General features: G+C 54.2%; 18 protein-coding genes and 1 pseudogene. 9 read left to right on the top strand and 10 right to left on the bottom strand.

Features of this window, described 5'->3' with window-relative positions:
* Nucleotides 1-336: 336 nt before the first annotated feature.
* Nucleotides 337-1,620: a citrate synthase gene (locus ACAW74_RS08020; protein ID WP_370697668.1), complete on the bottom strand. Its 1,284-nt coding sequence runs from the start codon at nt 1,618-1,620 to the stop codon at nt 337-339.
* A 251-nt stretch (nt 1,621-1,871) separates the two neighbouring features.
* Between ACAW74_RS08020 and ACAW74_RS08015 the strand changes: the two genes are divergently transcribed.
* The gene (locus ACAW74_RS08015; protein ID WP_370697667.1) at nt 1,872-2,522 is read left to right on the top strand and encodes a phosphoribosylanthranilate isomerase; all 651 of its coding nucleotides are present in this window, start codon (nt 1,872-1,874) and stop codon (nt 2,520-2,522) included.
* Nucleotides 2,523-2,598: 76 nt separating this feature from the next.
* Here the strand turns inward: ACAW74_RS08015 and kdsA are convergent, their stop codons facing one another.
* Entirely contained in the window at nt 2,599-3,408 is an 810-nt protein-coding gene (kdsA, locus tag ACAW74_RS08010; RefSeq protein WP_370697666.1) for a 3-deoxy-8-phosphooctulonate synthase, read from the bottom strand.
* A 262-nt stretch (nt 3,409-3,670) separates the two neighbouring features.
* Between kdsA and ACAW74_RS08005 the strand changes: the two genes are divergently transcribed.
* Together ACAW74_RS08005 and rnc are read left to right on the top strand one after the other, a co-directional pair.
* On the top strand, nt 3,671-3,910 hold the full coding sequence (locus ACAW74_RS08005) for an acyl carrier protein (RefSeq protein WP_015329936.1): 240 nt from the start codon (nt 3,671-3,673) through the stop codon (nt 3,908-3,910).
* A 248-nt stretch (nt 3,911-4,158) separates the two neighbouring features.
* Nucleotides 4,159-4,857, top strand: coding sequence for a ribonuclease III (gene rnc, locus ACAW74_RS08000; RefSeq protein ID WP_370697665.1), 699 nt, complete (start codon nt 4,159-4,161; stop codon nt 4,855-4,857).
* Nucleotides 4,858-5,046: 189 nt separating this feature from the next.
* On the opposite strand, the gene recA is transcribed toward rnc, so the two are convergent.
* The 3 genes from recA to ACAW74_RS07985 all read right to left on the bottom strand — a co-directional run bounded on the left by recA (nt 5,047) and on the right by ACAW74_RS07985 (nt 9,851).
* Nucleotides 5,047-6,138, bottom strand: a complete 1,092-nt coding sequence (recA, locus tag ACAW74_RS07995) for a recombinase RecA (RefSeq protein WP_370697664.1) — start codon at nt 6,136-6,138, stop codon at nt 5,047-5,049.
* A 28-nt stretch (nt 6,139-6,166) separates the two neighbouring features.
* Entirely contained in the window at nt 6,167-9,265 is a 3,099-nt protein-coding gene (locus ACAW74_RS07990; RefSeq protein WP_370697663.1) for a hypothetical protein, read from the bottom strand.
* A gap of 121 nt (nt 9,266-9,386) precedes the next feature.
* Nucleotides 9,387-9,851: a hypothetical protein gene (locus ACAW74_RS07985; protein WP_370697662.1), complete on the bottom strand. Its 465-nt coding sequence runs from the start codon at nt 9,849-9,851 to the stop codon at nt 9,387-9,389.
* Nucleotides 9,852-9,973: 122 nt separating this feature from the next.
* On the opposite strand from ACAW74_RS07985, the gene ACAW74_RS07980 reads away from it, so the two are divergent.
* The 3 genes from ACAW74_RS07980 to rlmB all read left to right on the top strand — a co-directional run bounded on the left by ACAW74_RS07980 (nt 9,974) and on the right by rlmB (nt 13,202).
* The gene (locus tag ACAW74_RS07980) at nt 9,974-10,699 is read left to right on the top strand and encodes an ABC transporter ATP-binding protein (protein ID WP_370697661.1); all 726 of its coding nucleotides are present in this window, start codon (nt 9,974-9,976) and stop codon (nt 10,697-10,699) included.
* 62 nt (nt 10,700-10,761) lie between these two features.
* Complete coding sequence (locus ACAW74_RS07975) at nt 10,762-12,168, top strand: GWxTD domain-containing protein (RefSeq protein WP_370697660.1); 1,407 nt, start codon at nt 10,762-10,764, stop codon at nt 12,166-12,168.
* A gap of 308 nt (nt 12,169-12,476) precedes the next feature.
* Nucleotides 12,477-13,202 carry a 23S rRNA (guanosine(2251)-2'-O)-methyltransferase RlmB gene (gene rlmB / locus ACAW74_RS07970; protein ID WP_370698029.1) on the top strand — a complete coding sequence of 242 codons (726 nt, stop codon included), beginning with the start codon at nt 12,477-12,479 and terminating at the stop codon, nt 13,200-13,202.
* A 101-nt stretch (nt 13,203-13,303) separates the two neighbouring features.
* On the opposite strand, the gene ACAW74_RS07965 is transcribed toward rlmB, so the two are convergent.
* Nucleotides 13,304-13,684, bottom strand: a complete 381-nt coding sequence (locus ACAW74_RS07965; RefSeq protein ID WP_370697659.1) for a c-type cytochrome — start codon at nt 13,682-13,684, stop codon at nt 13,304-13,306.
* A 232-nt stretch (nt 13,685-13,916) separates the two neighbouring features.
* Between ACAW74_RS07965 and ACAW74_RS07960 the strand changes: the two genes are divergently transcribed.
* Complete coding sequence (locus ACAW74_RS07960; RefSeq protein WP_370697658.1) at nt 13,917-14,132, top strand: hypothetical protein; 216 nt, start codon at nt 13,917-13,919, stop codon at nt 14,130-14,132.
* Nucleotides 14,133-14,222: 90 nt separating this feature from the next.
* Here the strand turns inward: ACAW74_RS07960 and pyk are convergent, their stop codons facing one another.
* On the bottom strand, nt 14,223-15,662 hold the full coding sequence (gene pyk / locus ACAW74_RS07955) for a pyruvate kinase (protein ID WP_370697657.1): 1,440 nt from the start codon (nt 15,660-15,662) through the stop codon (nt 14,223-14,225).
* 240 nt (nt 15,663-15,902) lie between these two features.
* Here pyk and rpmH point away from each other — a divergent pair, with 240 nt between their 5' ends.
* A complete protein-coding gene (gene rpmH, locus ACAW74_RS07950; RefSeq protein ID WP_041257544.1) occupies nt 15,903-16,070 on the top strand; it encodes a 50S ribosomal protein L34 in 168 nt (55 codons plus the stop codon).
* Nucleotides 16,071-16,153: 83 nt separating this feature from the next.
* Here rpmH and ACAW74_RS07945 read toward each other — a convergent pair whose 3' ends face one another.
* Together ACAW74_RS07945 and ACAW74_RS07940 are read right to left on the bottom strand one after the other, a co-directional pair.
* The gene (locus ACAW74_RS07945) at nt 16,154-16,381 is read right to left on the bottom strand and encodes a hypothetical protein (protein WP_370697656.1); all 228 of its coding nucleotides are present in this window, start codon (nt 16,379-16,381) and stop codon (nt 16,154-16,156) included.
* Between the two features lie 21 nt (nt 16,382-16,402).
* Nucleotides 16,403-16,765 carry a hypothetical protein gene (locus tag ACAW74_RS07940; RefSeq protein ID WP_370697655.1) on the bottom strand — a complete coding sequence of 121 codons (363 nt, stop codon included), beginning with the start codon at nt 16,763-16,765 and terminating at the stop codon, nt 16,403-16,405.
* 271 nt (nt 16,766-17,036) lie between these two features.
* On the opposite strand from ACAW74_RS07940, the pseudogene ACAW74_RS07935 reads away from it, so the two are divergent.
* Nucleotides 17,037-17,135, top strand: a pseudogene (locus tag ACAW74_RS07935) (large ribosomal subunit protein bL34); the annotation flags it as partial.
* 79 nt (nt 17,136-17,214) lie between these two features.
* Here ACAW74_RS07935 and ACAW74_RS07930 read toward each other — a convergent pair.
* A complete protein-coding gene (locus ACAW74_RS07930; protein WP_370697654.1) occupies nt 17,215-18,075 on the bottom strand; it encodes a DUF4249 family protein in 861 nt (286 codons plus the stop codon).
* Nucleotides 18,076-18,077 lie beyond the last annotated feature (2 nt).

Genomic DNA, 18,077 nt, shown 5'->3' with positions numbered 1-18,077 from the left:
GTAATACCGAAGCTCCTGCTTCGGCCGCGAAATTAGCGCGCAGCAAGCCCTGTCTTTCTCAAGAGATCAACGGAAATGCAAGTTTAATTTGTAATCACTCAGCGTAAGCCACTTATACTTAACCAAAGGGATGCTGAGCTTACGCGAATAATCAGGTACGTATTGACAAACCCTGCCAAGACTGGATTATGCACCCATTGGCAAGAGTGGTGATGGCGCTATGTGAAGCCTGAATACGACCTACAACAGAAGCTTCAGCTTCGGTATTATCATAAAAACAAAGGCCGGTAACCACTCTTGGTTACCGGCCTTTGCTATAAAAATCAAATATAGATTCTACTTCCGATCGGCGATGGGGACAAACTCGCGGAGGGTAGCGCCCGTGTAAATCTGACGCGGACGACCGATTGGCTCTTTTTGCTCGCGCATTTCTTTCCACTGGGCAATCCAGCCAGGCAGGCGGCCGATGGCAAACAGCACGGTAAACATATTCGTCGGGATACCGAGGGCGCGGTAAATGATGCCCGAGTAGAAGTCGACGTTGGGGTAGAGTTTCCGCTGAACGAAGTAGGGGTCGTTTAGGGCAGCTTCTTCAAGCCCTTTGGCGATTTCAAGCACCGGATCGTTTACGCCGAGCTTGTTCAGCACGTCGTCGGCGGCTTTCTTGATGATCTTGGCGCGGGGGTCGAAGTTCTTGTACACGCGGTGACCGAAACCAAACAGGCGGAAGCCCGTCGTTTTCGCGTTTTTCGCCATGTCGATGTACTTCGCTACGTCGCCACCACCGGCCTTAATTTCTTCCAACATCTCGATGACCTCCTGGTTGGCTCCACCATGCAGCGGACCCCACAGGGCATTGATGCCCGCCGCGATCGACGAGTAAATGTTGGCCTGCGATGAACCCACGAGCCGAACCGTGCTGGTTGAGCAGTTCTGTTCGTGATCGGCGTGCAGAATCAGCAGTACGTTCAGGGCTTCGGCTACGACGGGGTCAACTTTGTAGTCTTCCACCGGCAACGCGAACATCATATTCAGGAAGTTCGGGATGTAGTCGAGCTCGTTTTTGGGGTAGTTGGTTGGGTGCCCCAGCGAGCGCTTGTACGACCACGTAGCGATCGTGGGCAGTTTCGCCATCAACCGCGTAATGTGCAGGTCGGTGCTGTTGCTGCCATCATACGAATCGGGGTAGAAAGCGGCCATCGCGTTGACCAGCGACCCCAGCACGCACATCGGGTGAGCACTCACCGGGAAGCCATCGAAAATCTTCCGCATGTCTTCGTTGACCAGCGTATGCCGACGAATCGCCGTGGCAAACGAATCATACTGCTCCTGCGTGGGCAGTTCGCCGTAGATCAGCAGGTACGATACTTCCAGGAACGATGCCTTAGCCGCCAGCTCTTCAATCGAGTAGCCCCGGTACCGCAAAATCCCTTCTTCTCCATCCAGAAACGTAATGGCACTTTGGGTGGCTCCCGTGTTTTTGTAACCCCGGTCGAGCGTAACGTACCCCGTCTGATCGCGGAGGACGGAAATATCTACAGCCTTTTCATGTTCAGAGCCTTCCAAGGTGGGAAAGCTGTACGACTTGCCATCTACGATGAATTCAGCATTACTTGCCATACGTGCGTGGGAGAGCGTTAACGGTTTGTATGCCCGTTTATAGAGCAGCGGGCGAAATTAGTACCAAAACAATTTGTAATCCCCGCACAATCGCCGAAAAGTTCAAGCACGCGGGGGTTTGTTCCTACAACCCTAAACCGGGAAGGGGAGTTTAGGCAAACGTGTAATTCGCTCACCTAACCAATAAGTAGCATATTCGTGGCCTATACTACTCAGTCTTTCGTTTTAGATTTTCGTTAAAATCCGGCGCTATGTCTGCTCCACGCGTTAAAATCTGTTGCATCAGCAGCCCCGCCGAGGCGCAGTTGGCCATTCGCTACGGCGCTGCTGCACTCGGTTTAGTCGGGCCAATGCCCAGTGGCCCCGGCGTGATCACCGACGACGAAATTGCAACTATAGCCCAGGCGGTGCCGCCGCCCATAGCCACGTTTTTGCTAACCAGCGAGACCTCGGTGGGCCAGATCATCGCCCATCAGCGGCGGGTCAATACCAACACCATACAGCTAGTCGATGCCCTGACTGACGGAACCTACGCCGACATCCGCACGGCGCTGCCCGGCATTCGGCTGGTACAGGTCATTCACGTGATCGATGAACGGTCGCTCGACGAGGCGCTGCAAATTGCCCCACAGGTGGATGCGTTGCTGCTCGATAGCGGCAACCCCAACTTGGCCGTGAAAGAACTGGGCGGCACGGGTCGGGTTCACAATTGGGCCATCAGCCGCCAGATTCGGGAGCAGTCGCCCGTGCCGATTTTTCTGGCGGGTGGCCTGCGTCCCGACAACGTTCGACAGGCCATCGACGCCGTCGAGCCTTTTGGCCTTGATCTATGCAGCGGGGTACGTACCCAAGGCAAGCTCGACGAAGCCAAACTGGCGAATTTTATGAAGAATGTACAATGAATGATGTACAATGCACAATGGTTTGTGATGGCGTAGCCTCATTGTACATCGTGCATTGTACATCATTCATTGTACATTACAAAATAGCCTCACGCACCCGAACGAGCTTTTCGAGCAGGGCTTCCAGCTGATCGAGGGGGAGCATGTTGGCTCCGTCGGATTTGGCGCAGGCGGGGTCGGGGTGGGTTTCGATAAACAGCCCGTCGGCGCCAACGGCAATCGCGGCTTTGGCAATCGTGGCAATGAGCGCCGGTTTGCCGCCCGTTACGCCTGAGGCCTGATTGGGTTGTTGCAGCGAATGGGTGCAGTCCATCACGACCGGAACGCCGTGTGCCTGCATGGCGGGCAGATTGCGGTAGTCGACAACCAGATCGCCGTAGCCAAACGAGTTGCCCCGGTCGGTCAGGAAAACGGTGGCATCTGGATTCGTTGCTTTCACTTTTTCGACCGCAAAGCCCATGCTTTCGCCGGATAGAAACTGACCTTTTTTGACGTTGACAGCCTTGCCGGTTTTGGCCGCGGCCTCGATCAGTTCGGTTTGCCGACACAGAAACGCCGGTATCTGCAATACATCGACATATTCCGCCGCCATTGCCGCCTCGGGCGACTCGTGAATGTCGGTTACCGTGGGAATATTAAATGTGCGACCCACTTCGGCCAGAATCGACAGCGCCAATTCATCACCGATGCCCGTAAACGAGTTAAGCTTGGTCCGGTTGGCTTTGCGATACGATCCTTTGAAGATATACGGAATCTGGAGGCGGTTGGTTATGGTCACGATGCGCTCGGCAATTTGCAGCGCCATGTCGCGGCCTTCAATGGCGCAGGGGCCCGCCATCAGGAAAAAACGGTTGGAGTCGGTATGATTGAGTTTGGGTAGCTGCATGGTAGCGACGGATTAACCTATACCCCAAAGGTACGCTTTCCGGGTGCGCTCCTGGTTTTTGGTATACACTATTAACCAGGTAGAGTGCAGATGGTCTGTGCGCACTTAGGATGGCTGATTGATCGGTAATTGGCTTATTATTAGCTAGTTATTGGCTACTAAATGAATGTAATAAACGACTGATTGGGTTAAAAATTGTTTGGCAATCCGTTGGCAAAGTGTTTTCTTTGCACAGTTTTTTACCAAAACAAAGACTACCAAAATGTCTCAGACTGCTGACAAAGTAAAGCAAATCATCGTTGACAAATTAGGCGTTGACCCTTCGGAAGTTACGCCCGAAGCGAGCTTTACCAACGACCTTGGTGCCGATTCGCTCGACACGGTCGAACTGATCATGGAATTTGAAAAGGAATTCAACGTACAAATCCCCGACGATCAGGCCGAAACGATCACTACGGTCGGTCAGGCAATCAAATACCTCGAAAGCAACGCGTCTAACTAAGCACGGGTTACTCGTAGCTGGCAGGCGCACCTCCCGCCGGATTGCCCCACGGAGCTTTCGTCTGCCAGCTTACTTCTGTTTATGGCGCGTCTCGACGACTGTTCGCCCTTCTATTCTTCGCCCGTAGTGGCACTCGCTCGACAGCCTGCTTTATTCTGACCATCCCTGACGCTTCTTTTGTGCAGCTCGCGTTGCCCCGTTTCTTTAAGCAGCCCTTTTTCGCCTGGTTTAGTCCTTCACCAAGCAAAGTGCAACGACGTCAGCTCCGGCAGGCGATCGCGCACATAATTGGCGACCAACCCTCGAATCTGGACGTTTACCAGCTGGCCGTGCGGCACACGTCGGCGGCGAAGGAAACGAAAATCAAAGGTTTTCGAGAGTCCAACGAACGGCTCGAATACCTTGGTGATGCGGTATTGGGTATGGTCATTGCCGAATACCTTTTCAAAAAGTACCCCTTTAAAGACGAAGGGTTCCTCACCGAAATCCGGTCACGGATCGTGAACCGCGAAAGCCTGAACGGCATTTCCCGAAAAATTGGCCTCGATCACCTGATCGAATACGACGGACAGCGCGGCCGACTGATGCCAGCCCGTACATCCATGTATGGCGATGCCCTGGAGGCACTCGTTGGGGCCGTGTACCTCGACAAGGGCTTTAATTTCACTCGCCGCTTCATCCTGAAGAATCTGCTGTCGCACTACGACCTGGATTCGATCATCAGCAACAATACCAATTTCAAAAGCCGCCTCATTGAGTGGGCGCAGCGCGAGGGCAAAGAACTCCGCTTTGAAATTATCTCCGAAAATGGCTCCAGTCAGTACCGCGAGTTCGTGGCGCAACTGCTGGTCAATGATGAGCCCTTCGCCACAGGCAGCGGCTACAGCAAGAAAAAAGCCGAGCAGTCGGCCGCCGAAAAGGCGTTTGAAAAGCTCGAATTGCAGTAGTTTCAAAATCTCTATACGGTTTAAAAGAAGGTAGCCTGTGATAGCCAGGCAGGTAAACCGCTCTGTGTGTACAGGTACGTCTCCTGTGGCTGGGTACGTCGGTCTTGCTAATAAAAAAGCCGCTTCTGTTGTAGAAGCGGCTTTTATGCAGAAACCTATAAGGTCTTTAGAGACCTTATAGGTTTGAAATTAATCTTCAATAGCGCCTTCGTCGTCATCTTCGGTGCCACCAACGGGGTCTAGGAGGGCGTTGGTATCTTCATTGATCTTCGCCCGGATTTTGGCTTCGAGTTCGGCCATCAACTCTGGGTTGTCGAGGATAAGATCCTTCACGGCGTCGCGGCCCTGCGCGAGGCGGCTAGCCCCGTAAGAGAACCACGAACCCGACTTCTTGATGATTTCCATCTCAACGGCGAGGTCGAGGATTTCGCCCACCTTCGAGATACCCTGACCGTACATGATGTCGAACTCAACGACTTTAAACGGAGCCGCCAGTTTGTTCTTCACCACTTTCACCTTGGCGCGGTTACCGATGATGTTATCGGCACCTTCTTTGATCTGCCCAATCCGGCGGATGTCGAGGCGAACCGAGGCGTAGAATTTCAGGGCGTTACCACCAGTCGTGGTTTCGGGGTTACCGAACATCACGCCGATTTTCTCACGCAACTGGTTGATGAAAATGCAGCAGCACTGTGTTTTGTTGATCACACCGGTCAGCTTCCGCAGCGCCTGCGACATCAGGCGGGCTTGCAGACCCATCTTGCTCTCACCCATCTCGCCTTCAATCTCGGCTTTGGGCACGAGGGCGGCAACGGAGTCGATCACGATGATGTCGATAGCGCCTGAACTGATCAGGTGTTCAGTGATTTCGAGGGCCTGCTCGCCGTTATCGGGCTGCGCAATCAGCAGGTTATTGGTATCGATGCCCAGTTTCTCGGCATACGTCCGGTCGAAAGCGTGTTCGGCATCGATGAAGGCGGCAAGGCCACCTGCTTTTTGGGCTTCAGCGATGCAGTGCATCGTGAGCGTGGTTTTACCAGATGATTCGGGACCATAGATTTCCACCACCCGACCCCGCGGAACGCCACCGATGCCAAGAGCCAGATCAAGGCCCAGCGAACCGGTTGAGATCACGGGAATGTCGACGACTTTGCTCTCGCTCAGGCGCATAACCGTGCCCTTGCCGAACGCTTTGTCTAACTTTTCAATGGTGGTTTGGAGGGCTTTCAGCTTATTGTCATTAGCACTTGCTGTGGCCGTGGCCAAATCAGATTTTGCCATGTTTGGGAAGTTGTTTAACTGATTAAAATTACGACTTTTTGATGGGTTTTCCAAGCCCTGCTCGTAATGTTTGCGGGATAGTTTTAGGCCGTTGAGGTGGCGTAAAAACGGGGCAGAACGACGAGCTCAGCAAGGTCTTTATTTGGCAGAGCACACTCGCCTGTGTTTCGTTTAAACCGGCATGAATGTCGTCCCGAACCTGCTCACTCATCTTCTCCACGGCGGGTTTGGAAATGTACCAGCCCAGCGGGTAATGGTGGCGGCGGGTGTCGAGCGTCAGGCTGGTGTATTTAAAACTGAGGTCTTTCGAGAGGGTGTTGGCAATGAGCTGATCGAGGCCCACGCTGTTGCGGTTCCAGGTATTCAGGAACCCTTTGACGGGCTCGGCCAGGAAACGTAACGTGCTCAATGTACCCGGCGTGTCGGCCGCCGCGTAGTTGGGCAGGAAGATGAGAAAATAACGTACCTGACCGGCCACAGCGCGGCGGGTCGGGCCGATGCGGATGGTGTCGCTGATCCGTTGCAGGCTTTTGATAAGCTGTACGGCCGTCAGGATGCCTGTATTCTCGGCATAGCCGCCATCGATGACATGGTAGCTGGTTTGCTGGCAATTGGCGCCCGTGATGTTGGGCAACGGCCCGGTTGCCTTACCGCCACTCGTCACAAATGGGAAACGGGCGCACAGAAACGTAGCGGTCTTGTAGGGGACGTCGCTGCGGATGCTGGCAAACAGATCGGCCACGTCGTAAAAGGGATTGAGCGAATCGGTCGTGTTGCCCAGGTTGAGGTTCGTCATCACTACTTTCTGCCCGGTCTCGGCGGCGGCTCCGTTGAGGAGCAGCGCAGGCAGCACCAGCGGGTTGCCCGTCAGCTCGGCTCTGGATGGCCATAGCCGCAAAAAGGACTGCGGGAGTATCTGATGCGTGGTCGAATCCAGTTGAACGCTGTCGGAAAGCATACCGCGTTCCCAGGCATCTTCGAGCCATCGGTTCCGATCGAGGGCGGGCACCACAACCGGCATGAGATTATGCACGCCACCCCGGAACAGCATAGCCGCGGCCGTGGGTGAAATCAGGTCTTCGGTGATGACGCGCTGAACAGGCTTTTTCAGGCTGACCGCATCGTGGCGGGGCAGGCAGGTGAGCGAGTCGCGGTGGCCAGCCAGCGTAGCCACATAGGTAGCCGCACCCACCCCCCCGCCCGATACGCCACTGATGGCAAACAAGTGGCGGTCGAAACAGGGAATGGAGTCGTTGAGGGCACTCAGGGCTTCTGTCGTCCAGGCTGCTGCGCGAATACCGCCCCCGGCTGTGGCCACCACAATGACGGGCAGCAGGCTGGTTGTATCAGCCTGGAGGCGGGTCTCCAGCCATTGGCGGTAGTAAGCCGCTATATCGGGTCGTTGCAGCGCTAGTGACGAATCGAGGCTAGGTGCTGGCGCGGCAGATTCATTGCAAGGGGCCGTGATGGCGGTATTGGGACCCGACGGGATGCTGAGCCGAATGTCGCTGTTATCGTTATAGCGCGAAAAAAGGAGCACCAGACCCACCAGAATCACAATGAGCGGAAAGTCGGGCAGGTTATTGAACTGGTAGATGAGCGTACCCAGGTACGCCACCGCCGCCAGCCACAAACAGACCACAGCATAGAGGCCAATAGTCTGTGCGGCGGGCAGTCCCGTCACCGTCGGCAAAAAGACCATCAGCGTAGCCACCAGTAAGCCCTGTCCGAACAGAATGCTGCGTGGTGCCAGATCGACCAGTAGGGCGTAGTCGTGCGATGGATTGAGTGGCTCGAACAAGGCGATATGTTGCGCATCGAGCGACCGGTGATAAGGGCGAAGTATCCAGTAAAACACCAGTCCACTCGCGATGACCGCCATCAACAGCGTAATGTAGGCCAGACCCGCAGTGGCTGTTTGCTCGCCCATGAGCGCATTCAGCCGCCCATAATTCAGGATCAACGTCAAGGCCATGATCACGAAAGGGGCATGGGCCAGCCAAAGCGGTACGTTGCGTAGCAGGCGTAGTTCGGGTTGAAGCGCCAGCAGCTGCGCCGCTGAATCGGCAGGCCGGTCAGAGCTGAACTGCCCGAAATAGTTGGGCTGGACAAACAGCAGCAGCTTGCTACTGACGTAAACCATGCCACCCAACAACCCCAGCGAGACAAGTGAGAAAAGGAGCACGCCGAAGCGTGGCCGCTCATCGCTGTTAATGAGCGAATAAAAGAGTTCATCGAACTGATCGAGCTGAAGCAGGCCAAACAGGAGCAGTAACAGATACACGATAAACTGCACGTTGAGAAACCCCCGCCAGATCGTCCGGAAATACCGTTTGAATGTAAGCGGCGTCAGCGTAGGCTGTGCCTGTTCGAGCGTGTGCAGGTGCTCACTCACGGCTGCCTCGTTCTGCCGATGCTGCTCGATATGGTGTAGCAAGCCTAACCGGATGGGTTCCTGATCGTACCGGTCAATACCGAAGAGGCGGAAAAAGGCTTCGCGGAACGACAGCACAATACCCAGCGGATGCAGCAGGATGTACCACAACGCCACGGCAATCGGAGCCATTTTTGCAATGCGTATAGCACTCAGTAAACCACTACCAACCCACTCCACCGGCCAGTTGAACAACCACCCGAACAGGACCAGATTCTCAAGTACATCGGCTGCGGCACTAGCGAGTGTGCCCAGCATGACGCCCTGCCCGAGCCCGCGCATCAGCAGGGTAAGGCGTGGGCGGCGTGGGTTGGTCACAAACAGCGAGTGTTCGGTATAATAGCCGCACCAGATCAGCAACGTACCCACGTAGGCCGGAATGAACAGAAACATATCCAGCAGCATTTCCAGCAGGGCCAGCTTCCATTGACCGCTCAGGTCGGGCGTGTGGCGCCACTGTTGCAGCAACTCGGTTGGGTTGGGGCCCTTACTGGCATACTGGCCACCGAGCGCATTCATGTTCTGCTCGCCAAGCTGATTTTCGGCAAAAACCAGAAAACTGGCGATGATCAGCGCGCCTATCAGCCAATACACGCGGTTATCGGCCTGTTTGCGGGCAAAAGTGAGCGCAGGCTGGAGAACAGGAGCCAATCGTTGTCTGGTTATCGCCAGCAGGGTAAAGAGCCGATTCATCAACAAGTCCGGTTAAGGGTTGATGAGCAAAGTACCATGTATCGGCTCATATGTTCCGACGATTTTAGTAAGCGTTTCAGAACGGCGGTCAACCGGGCCGGTAACGTACCCAGCAGGCCGGCTAGTGGATGGACGGTTCGGTACAAGCTCGGTTGGCAAACGATTGGGGTCGGTGCCGTTTCAACGCATTCGTCAGAAAATCAACGAGATCCAGCGGTATGGTGCCAGCCTCGTAGGTGGAAGAGACCCGCACCAGTTCGTGCCAGTCGCGGTCTGTATCGGGCAAATAGTCCGCCGCCAGGCAGGGTAGTCCGCACAGACGCGCATCGAAATAAAGGCCGTCGTAAAACAAAACCCCGATCAGCTTCTTTACCTGATGAATAGGAATGGCGTGGGCGTTGGTTAATACCACGTCGCCAGTGCGTTCGCCAAGTAAATAGTCGCAATACCGGTACCGGATGGTCACTCGTGGCGGGGTACCTGCGGCCAAACCGGGTTGAGGAATGGCATAGTTGCCAAATGGTGAGCGATCAACGAAGGCGGTGGCCAACGCATCGCTTAGCGGGCCGCTTTCTGGGTTGTTCATGGCTTAATTCGCGTACGTTGTTTACTGTTTGTTCCTTAATCACGCGGGCAAGCTACACCCGCCACAACGTAGCCTATTTACGGTCCACCATTTATTTTCGTCCACAGAATCAACATTTTTTCATGGCTACACCCGCCATTGTTTTGTCGCAGGTAACCAAGCGCTACCACCATCAACCGGTGGTTAACTCGATCTCGTTAACCATTGCGGCAGGCGAAACGCTGGTCTTGCTGGGTACGTCGGGGAGCGGGAAAACGACCACCCTGAAAATGATGAACCGGCTCATCGACGCTGACGAAGGCACGATTGCCATCAACGGGACTGATGTGCGGCAGCAATCGCCCCACGAATTGCGGCGGGGTATCGGCTACGTCATTCAGGAGGCGGGCCTGTTTCCGCACTACACCGTAGCCGATAACATCGCGCTGGTGCCGCGCCTGTTGGGTTGGGCGCCCGATCGGATCGACCAACGTACCCAGGAACTGCTGACGATGCTGCACCTGCCCGAAAGCCTGCTGACTCGCTTTCCCGATCAGCTGAGTGGCGGACAACGGCAGCGCGTAGGGCTGGCCCGTGCGCTGGCTGCCGACCCGCCCATTATCCTGATGGACGAACCCTTTGGGGCGCTCGATCCGCTCACCCGAGCCGATATTCGCCGGGAATTTCGGGAGCTGGAGGCCCTGCAACGCAAAACAATTGTGCTGGTAACGCACGATGTGCGTGAAGCCTTTGCGCTGGCCGATCGCGTTGCGCTGATGGATGCAGGCCGTATCGTTCAGCTCGGAGAGCCTAACGTGCTGCGTGATAGCCCCGCTACGCCGTTCGTCCGGCGATTCGTCGAGGCATAGAACCAAACGAAACGACTATGGTTTTTCGTTGGAAGTAGGTAGATTGACTTGTCCTTTCGCATATGCGTCGCTTATACATCCTTCCGATACTCGGCCTTTTGGCGGCCTGCGCGCCCTCAAAGCCCAAATTTCCTACACCCGATGGCACCGCCGCCACTGGTTCGGCCCCGGTGGGTACGTCGTCGGCCCAAAGTCGGCCCCGCTCGGCCGACCCAGAAGGGGACCGGATGCGGCCTGCTGGTCGGGTTCAGCCCCGATCAATTCCGTCGACTGACGTGGGGGCTGCACCTGTCACGCCCGATCAGCCACAAAGCGAGTGGTCGGTCTTGGCAATTAAAGGAAAGTTCCTGGCTATTGACACCACCGCCCTGCGTGTGTACCTGAATGTGATTACGAGCCAGCCAAACGGCCAGCCAATGCCCGCTGAGACCTTTCAGGAGCGGTTTATGGTCAATTTTGTGATCTATCCCGACTACAACAACCGGGAGCGACTGGCGTATGGCAACGTACCCCTGACGCCGGAAACCATCACCCGCGATAACGATCACCTGGTCGTATCGTTCACGATCCCAAGGCCCAAAAACGCGACCAACGCGATTATGCTGACCGAGATTTCGGAGAAGAACACGGGTAAAAAAGCGCTGAATGACCTGCCGCTTCGGTTCAGAACCGCCCGCCTGGCTGATCAATATGCACTTTTCGATGCAGCGGGCCGCCTGCCGCAATTGCGTAACTTTGCACGTGCGCAGGACACGATCGTGATCCGCGACGTGGCGGGCACCAAACGTACCCTGTTTGCCTACCGCTACAAACACGAATTTGACCCGGCCCTGCCACCGATGAGCTCATCGCAACGGCCCGCGCCCCGCACCCTGGCTATCGATACCACGCTGACCATTACGACCAATGAACCCATTCGGCTACCCGACGAAGGGCTCTACTACTTTGTGACCGACACAACGGAACAGAGCGGTATTGGGTTGCTCGTAGGTGACGGCCGTTACCCCAAAATGACCCGCCCCGAGCGCCTCGTGAAGCCACTGTTGTATATGAGCACGGGCACGGAGATTGCCGAACTGAATGCGTCGAAAGAAGCCAAAAAAGCCCTCGACCGCTACTGGCTGACGCTGACGTCGGGCAACGAAGAGGTAGCGAAGCGGGCTATCCGGGCCTATTATGGCCGGGTTGAGGAAGCCAACGCCTTGTTTACTACCTACAAAGAAGGCTGGAAAACAGACAAGGGGATGATTTACATCATTCTCGGCGCGCCCGACCGGGTGCAACGCAGCCGTGACCGCGAGGTGTGGGTGTACAACAAGCGCAGCAACTTGTCGGAAGTGAACTTTACATTTAATCGTAAACAAAATCAATTTGTCGAGGACCATTATGAGCTGGTGCGTTATGTCGAATACCAGCCGATTTGGTACCCCGTCGTAGAAGCATGGAGAACCGGCGCAATTCGCGAGTAAATCGCCCCAATGATGAGTGGAACCCCAATGAACACGATCGCAGCGACGAAAACCGGCCGCGCGATTTTACTCGTGACGATCGGGGCGATGAACCAGCGCAACGGGATGAAGAACCGCGTCGCCAATCGCCCGTAGGCCGGTCTGGCGGCGGGCGTGATAACCGGGATTACCCGCGGCGCGACGATCGCGACCGTAACGACGTACCCAGCCGCCCGCGTAACGACCGCGACAACCGCTCAGGAGGGTATGATAAGCCCCGGCCCGCCTATCGCCCCAAAGAAACCCGCCCGGAACCCGGACCTGATGAGATGGTCTACGGCATTCAGTCGGTGATCGAAACGCTACGCTCGGGGCAGCAGATCGACAAACTCTACATGGAGAAAAGCCTGAGCAACGCCGATATTCAGAATCTGGCGTTCCAGAATCGGGTTACAATCCAGCGCGTGCCCGTCGAGAAACTCGATCGTCTGACGCGCAAAAACCACCAGGGCGTGGTGTGTCTGGTGGCGGCGGTCCAATACGTGAAACTCTCGAATGTGATGGCCGATGTGCACGAACGCGGCGAGGTTCCGTTTCTGCTGCTGCTCGACCGGATCACCGACGTGCGCAACTTTGGCGCCATTGCCCGTACGGCCGAGTGCGCCGGGGTGCAGTGTATCGTGATTCCGGGCAAAGGCTCGGCGGCAATCAACTCCGACGCCATGAAAACGTCGTCGGGTGCCCTGAACCATATTTCGGTTTGCCGGGAGTTTAGCCTGGTCGATACGGTGTCGTACCTGCAAAAGTCGGGTGTGCAGGTGCTGGCTTGTACCGAAAAATCGCACCGCGATCTCTATACGCTATCGAATGATTTCAAGGGCCCACTCGCCATCGTAATGGGGTCCGAAGAAGACGGTATTTCGCCCGACATCCTGCGCGTCGTCGACGGCCACGTCAAGATTCCGCTGCTGGGCGAAGTCGGCTCACTCAATGTCTCGGTTGCTACTGGCGTCGTACTCTACGAGGTTGTCCGGCAGCGATCAGGGGGTAATTAATGCACAGTGTATACTGTATAATGAATAATGGGGCTGACGCAAGAGTAAAGCGCGTCAGCCCCATTATTCATTATACATCGTGCATTGTACATTAATCAGTCTTAAGCTTTCTTGCCTTTGGCGGTCCCTTTCTTGGCACCGGCTTTAGCGGGTTTGCCGTCGAGGGTGTTAATCCAGGTGGCAAGTTTCAGCGCGTCTTCCTTCGGCACTTGCTTCATGGGGGCCATCGCGATGTAGCCCGGCCAGTTGCTCGGCTTCGGATTGTAGATCAGTTCAACGATCTGATCGTTGGTGTAGTTGCGTTTGGCGACGTCTTTGTAGGCCGGGCCAACGAGTTTGGTATCGACGCGGTGGCAGGCGATACACGTGTATTTTGTCATCAGGGCCTTCATGTCATCAGGAATATTATCCTGCGCCTGAGCCGTAAACGATGCCGTAGCCAGACCGGCGGTGGCAAGAAGGAAGCTGAGTGCTTTTTTCATTGTAAAGAAGAAATGGGCAATTGGTTAGACAAAACACGGGTTCACAACGACCCCGCAAAAATAAATACCTGGCTCACAGCGAGCCAATCTTATCGTGGCTTAATGCCATTATAAAACAAGGGTAAGACGCCAATTTACCCGAAAGGTTTAACGGGGCGTCCGGATTCTTATCCTACTGCGAACGGAGCCACCCGCTGACGAACTCCCAAACGGAGGCTGTCGTTTACCGGCTATGACGACCTACGATTTCAGAACCTACCACGTTCGGTCAATCAACGCCGCTTCTGCCGACGAGCGTGCTGCCATCAATCAGGAGTTGAAAGACTTATATGCCAGCCTGTCCGCCGACGAGCAGGCGAACTTCAACCAACAACTACAAACCTTCCTGACCCGCGAAGTAGGCCGCCTCAAAAGCGACTACGAAGCGGTGAAAGGCAGTGAGCAATGAACAGTACGCAGTATACAGTGATCTTCACGATGGCTGCGCCCGATCAATAGTAATCACTGTATACTGCGTACTGTTCATTGCTCACTGTACCTATTCGACTACGCTCAGTTTCACCGTGTTGGTACGGCGCTGCTTCGAGAGCGGCATGCTAAGCGTGTTAATGAAGATGTCGCCAGAACTTAGTTCGCCCCGGTCAACCAGCGTTTGCTTGATCGCCTCAACGGTCTGATCGGCGTTCTGGTTGGCTTCGGGGTTGTAGGGAATCACCTGCACCCCCCAGTAGAGGCCGAGTACATTCCGCAGCCGGGCATCAGGTGAGAATACGAAGATGCTGGCCTTGGGCCGGTGATGACTCAACCGCACGGCTGTGTAGCCCGATGTAGTAATCCCAATAATCGCTTTGGCTTTCGTGTCGCGGGCAAGGCGGCAAGCGCTCATCACCACATTATCGTTCAGCACGTTTTCGCCGGGGTGATCATTCACCTGCGCGTGGTGCTTGTAATAAATCTTATCTGAGTTGGCCTCCACGTTGCGGATGGTCGCGCTCATGTTCTCGACAGCCAGGATAGGATAGCTACCCGACGCCGTTTCGGCCGAGAGCATCACCGCATCGGCACCGTCCATAACCGAGTTGGCCACGTCGTTGATTTCGGCGCGGGTCGGGCGGGGAGCGTCGATCATGCTTTCGAGCATCTGTGTCGCTACAATCACGGGTTTAGCCGCCCGGTTGCACTTCTCGACCAGCATCTTCTGGATCATCGGCACTTCTTCGGCGGGCAGTTCAACGCCCAAATCGCCGCGGGCCACCATGATGGCATCGGTGGCTTCGATGATCTCGTCGATGTTAATGATGGCTTCCGGTTTTTCGATCTTCGCCACCACGCGGGCCAGTTTGCCCTTCGATTTGATGTACTCTTTGATTTCGTGAATCTCCCGCGCTTCCCGAACAAACGAGAGGGCGATCCATTCTACGTCGTGCTCAAGGCCAAAGTCGAGGTCGGCCCAGTCTTTCTCGGTTACCGACGGCATCGACACCTTCGTGTTGGGCAAGTTTACGCCTTTCTTCGACTTCAGGGGGCCACCATAGACCACTTCAGTGACCACGTCGGTGCCTTCCACGCCAATTACTTTCACTTCCAGCTTGCCATCGTCGAGCAGGATCCGCTCACCGGGGCGCACATCGCGGTACATGCCTTTGTAGGGCGTACTTACCCGACCCGACGTACCTACGACTTCTTCATTGGTAAAGACCAATTTGTTGCCCGGCAGGATGGGTACACCATTTTTAGGGTCTTCAACGGCACCAATCCGAATCTTGGGGCCCTGTAAATCTTGCAGAACGCAGAGGTTCAGGTTATTCTCTTCGTTGATCTCGCGGATGCGATTCAGGCGCATGAGGTGGTCTTCATGCGTACCGTGCGAAAAATTGAGCCGGAACACATTTACGCCCGCACGGGCAAGGGCCAACAGTTGATCTTTGGTTTCTGAGGCCGGGCCAACCGTGGCAACAATCTTGGTTCGTTTAAACATGGAATAGAACTGAAGAGAAGCTGATGCTGAACGTATCGGCCACAAAATTAACCGGATCGTTGAGAATAGTTCAATGTTCAAAGCCCAAGGTCCAAAGTTGCGTAGGTGTCCTGAGTCTCAGCACTACAACCTCGAACGTTAGACGTTAAACATTGAACTCGTTCTGTTTGGTGATCTCGATTCGTTCTGTTACTTTTGCGGACTCAATTCAGAAACAGGCATTTTAGTCGCAGCTATACAATGAAAAGAACGTATCAACCGTCGAACCGCAAACGCCGCAACAAGCACGGCTTCCGGGAGCGGATGGCAACGCCCAACGGGCAGAACGTGCTGGCGCGTCGCCGGGCGAAAGGTCGCTGGAAGCTGACCGTTTCAGACGAAAAGAAAGGCAACCGGTTCAAACTGTAACGCCTGACTTTTACAAGTCATTAAAAAAGCCGCTCTGATGATCAGAGCGGCTTTTTTAATGACTTGTTGTCCTGAATAACTACTCATTTTGAGCGGGGAGACAGATACCAGTTGACACCAATGCCGAGCAGCAGGAAGCGGTTGTCTGGGTCTAGCGCCTTCTCCGTAATGGCCCATTTCACATTGGCAATTCCTATTGTAGCGGTTGCCTCGATACTGAATCGGTTGTTGACAAAATAGCTGATGCCTAACCCGGCATTTGCTCTGATCGTTTGCCCGCTGCCTATTCCTGAAGGCGTATCCTGAAGCAATCGGTAGTAGTGAACCGTATTCTAGGTATAGCCGCCATCCAGATGAACAAATGGTTTGACGCGACCATCCAAAAAGTAACGTCTAGCAATTAGCGCCAACCCGATGGATGAGCTGTTCAGGCGAGACAGATCGCCGGTTAAACCAGCCCGTGCATAACTGGTTTTGCCAGATTCGAGGGGTACGCTCAGCCCAATCAGCACGTTCTTTCTCAGAAAGTAACTAATAGAGGGCGTTATTTTGCCGCTAGCAACGTCGCTTTGTTCAGTACGCCAGATACCTTTTGCGGCGTTGATACCGATGGCCAATGTCCCCTTTTCGGTTTGGGCGTGAGCAGTATGCAGCAGGCCCAGCAGGCAGGCCAGGAAAAAACTATGCGTTTTCATCGTTGAGTTGGTTAGAACATAATAGTAGAAAGGAGAAGGCAAAAGACCGGTTTCAATCCGTTGAGCACCCTATGTAAGAAAGGCTTGGGGATAACGATGAGCCTCCGACAGTTACAAGACCAGTGCCACCCGAAAAAAGTTGTAACCTGGTGCGAAATAAATGTCGACAAAATTGATAGCTGTTGCCTGATAGATAGCCAGTAAGTCGCTGATTCCGCTCATACCCTCATAGTTCTGAACGTTTTATGCGTCACATATTTCCCAAAACCGAACGCCTGACGGCCAGAGCGTATTGGCGCGTCGCCGGGCCAAAGGCCGCTGGAAACTGACCGTGTCAGACGAGAAGAAAGACAACCGATTTAAGATGTAATCTTGACGCATAGCTACACAAAGCTCCTTGCCAATAACATCGGAGTGAATGCGCAGGGGGCTTTGTTAGTTTGCTGTTATTATTCGCGAACCTGAACAATTCGCTCTCCTTTGCAAACGACACGAACTCCTATATAGCTGGCTAATATGCCGTATCCACCCTTTATGTTAGAGTATAAGTTGATAGGTTCAGCAAACGGATTTTCTCGGGCGGCTTCTTTATCAGCAACTGATTTGTGATAAGCGAAATAGGCTGAGTCTGTTCGACACAAAATAATATTATTGAAGTTAACGACGCTACTTTCATCAGGCAGATCAAATGCTTTATTAAGCGTAGGTGAATAAACCCTCTTGCTAACGTCATTGCCAACGTCAGTTAACACAAAAAGCGGATCAATTGAGGCATATGTCGTGTCACGCCGAGAGGCTTGCATACTCCCGTTTAATATAGCATAGTAGTCGACTTCCGGGGTTACATCTGTCCAAGATACTCGTAGTCTGTTATCCCCAAGATCGTTAACTTTAATTTGCCCAGCGTCAATATTTTTAATTGGAATGGTGCAAGAACCTTCCAGTTGAGTGCCTCCTGGTAATTTGACTAATAACTTATAATGCCTACCTATCTGCACAAAGCCATTATTCAAAACCTGATACCGAATACCATTTCGATAAGGCACAGAAAGAATTTTGCCATCCTCGCGTAAGATCGTCACTGTTGCATCGGGTATACCAAGTGCATCAGATTCATAACCTTCCCCTGCCGCGGACGTTATTCTAGTTAATAGAACGTCAACTGTGGGGCTATTGGGTGATAAAAATACTGCTACGTATGATTGCGTTACGCGCGGAATAGGAATAGTCTCTGGCGTTGATCGCAATAATACATCATCGCAGCTAATTAAGCCTAATAGCAAACACAACCAACTTTGGCGTAAGAGCATAC

Source organism: Fibrella musci (genome assembly GCF_041321105.1).
Taxonomy (GTDB): Bacteria; Bacteroidota; Bacteroidia; order Cytophagales; family Spirosomataceae; genus Fibrella; species Fibrella musci.
The sequence above is the reverse complement of the archived record's forward strand: the minus strand, read 5'-3'. Positions and strand labels throughout refer to the sequence as shown.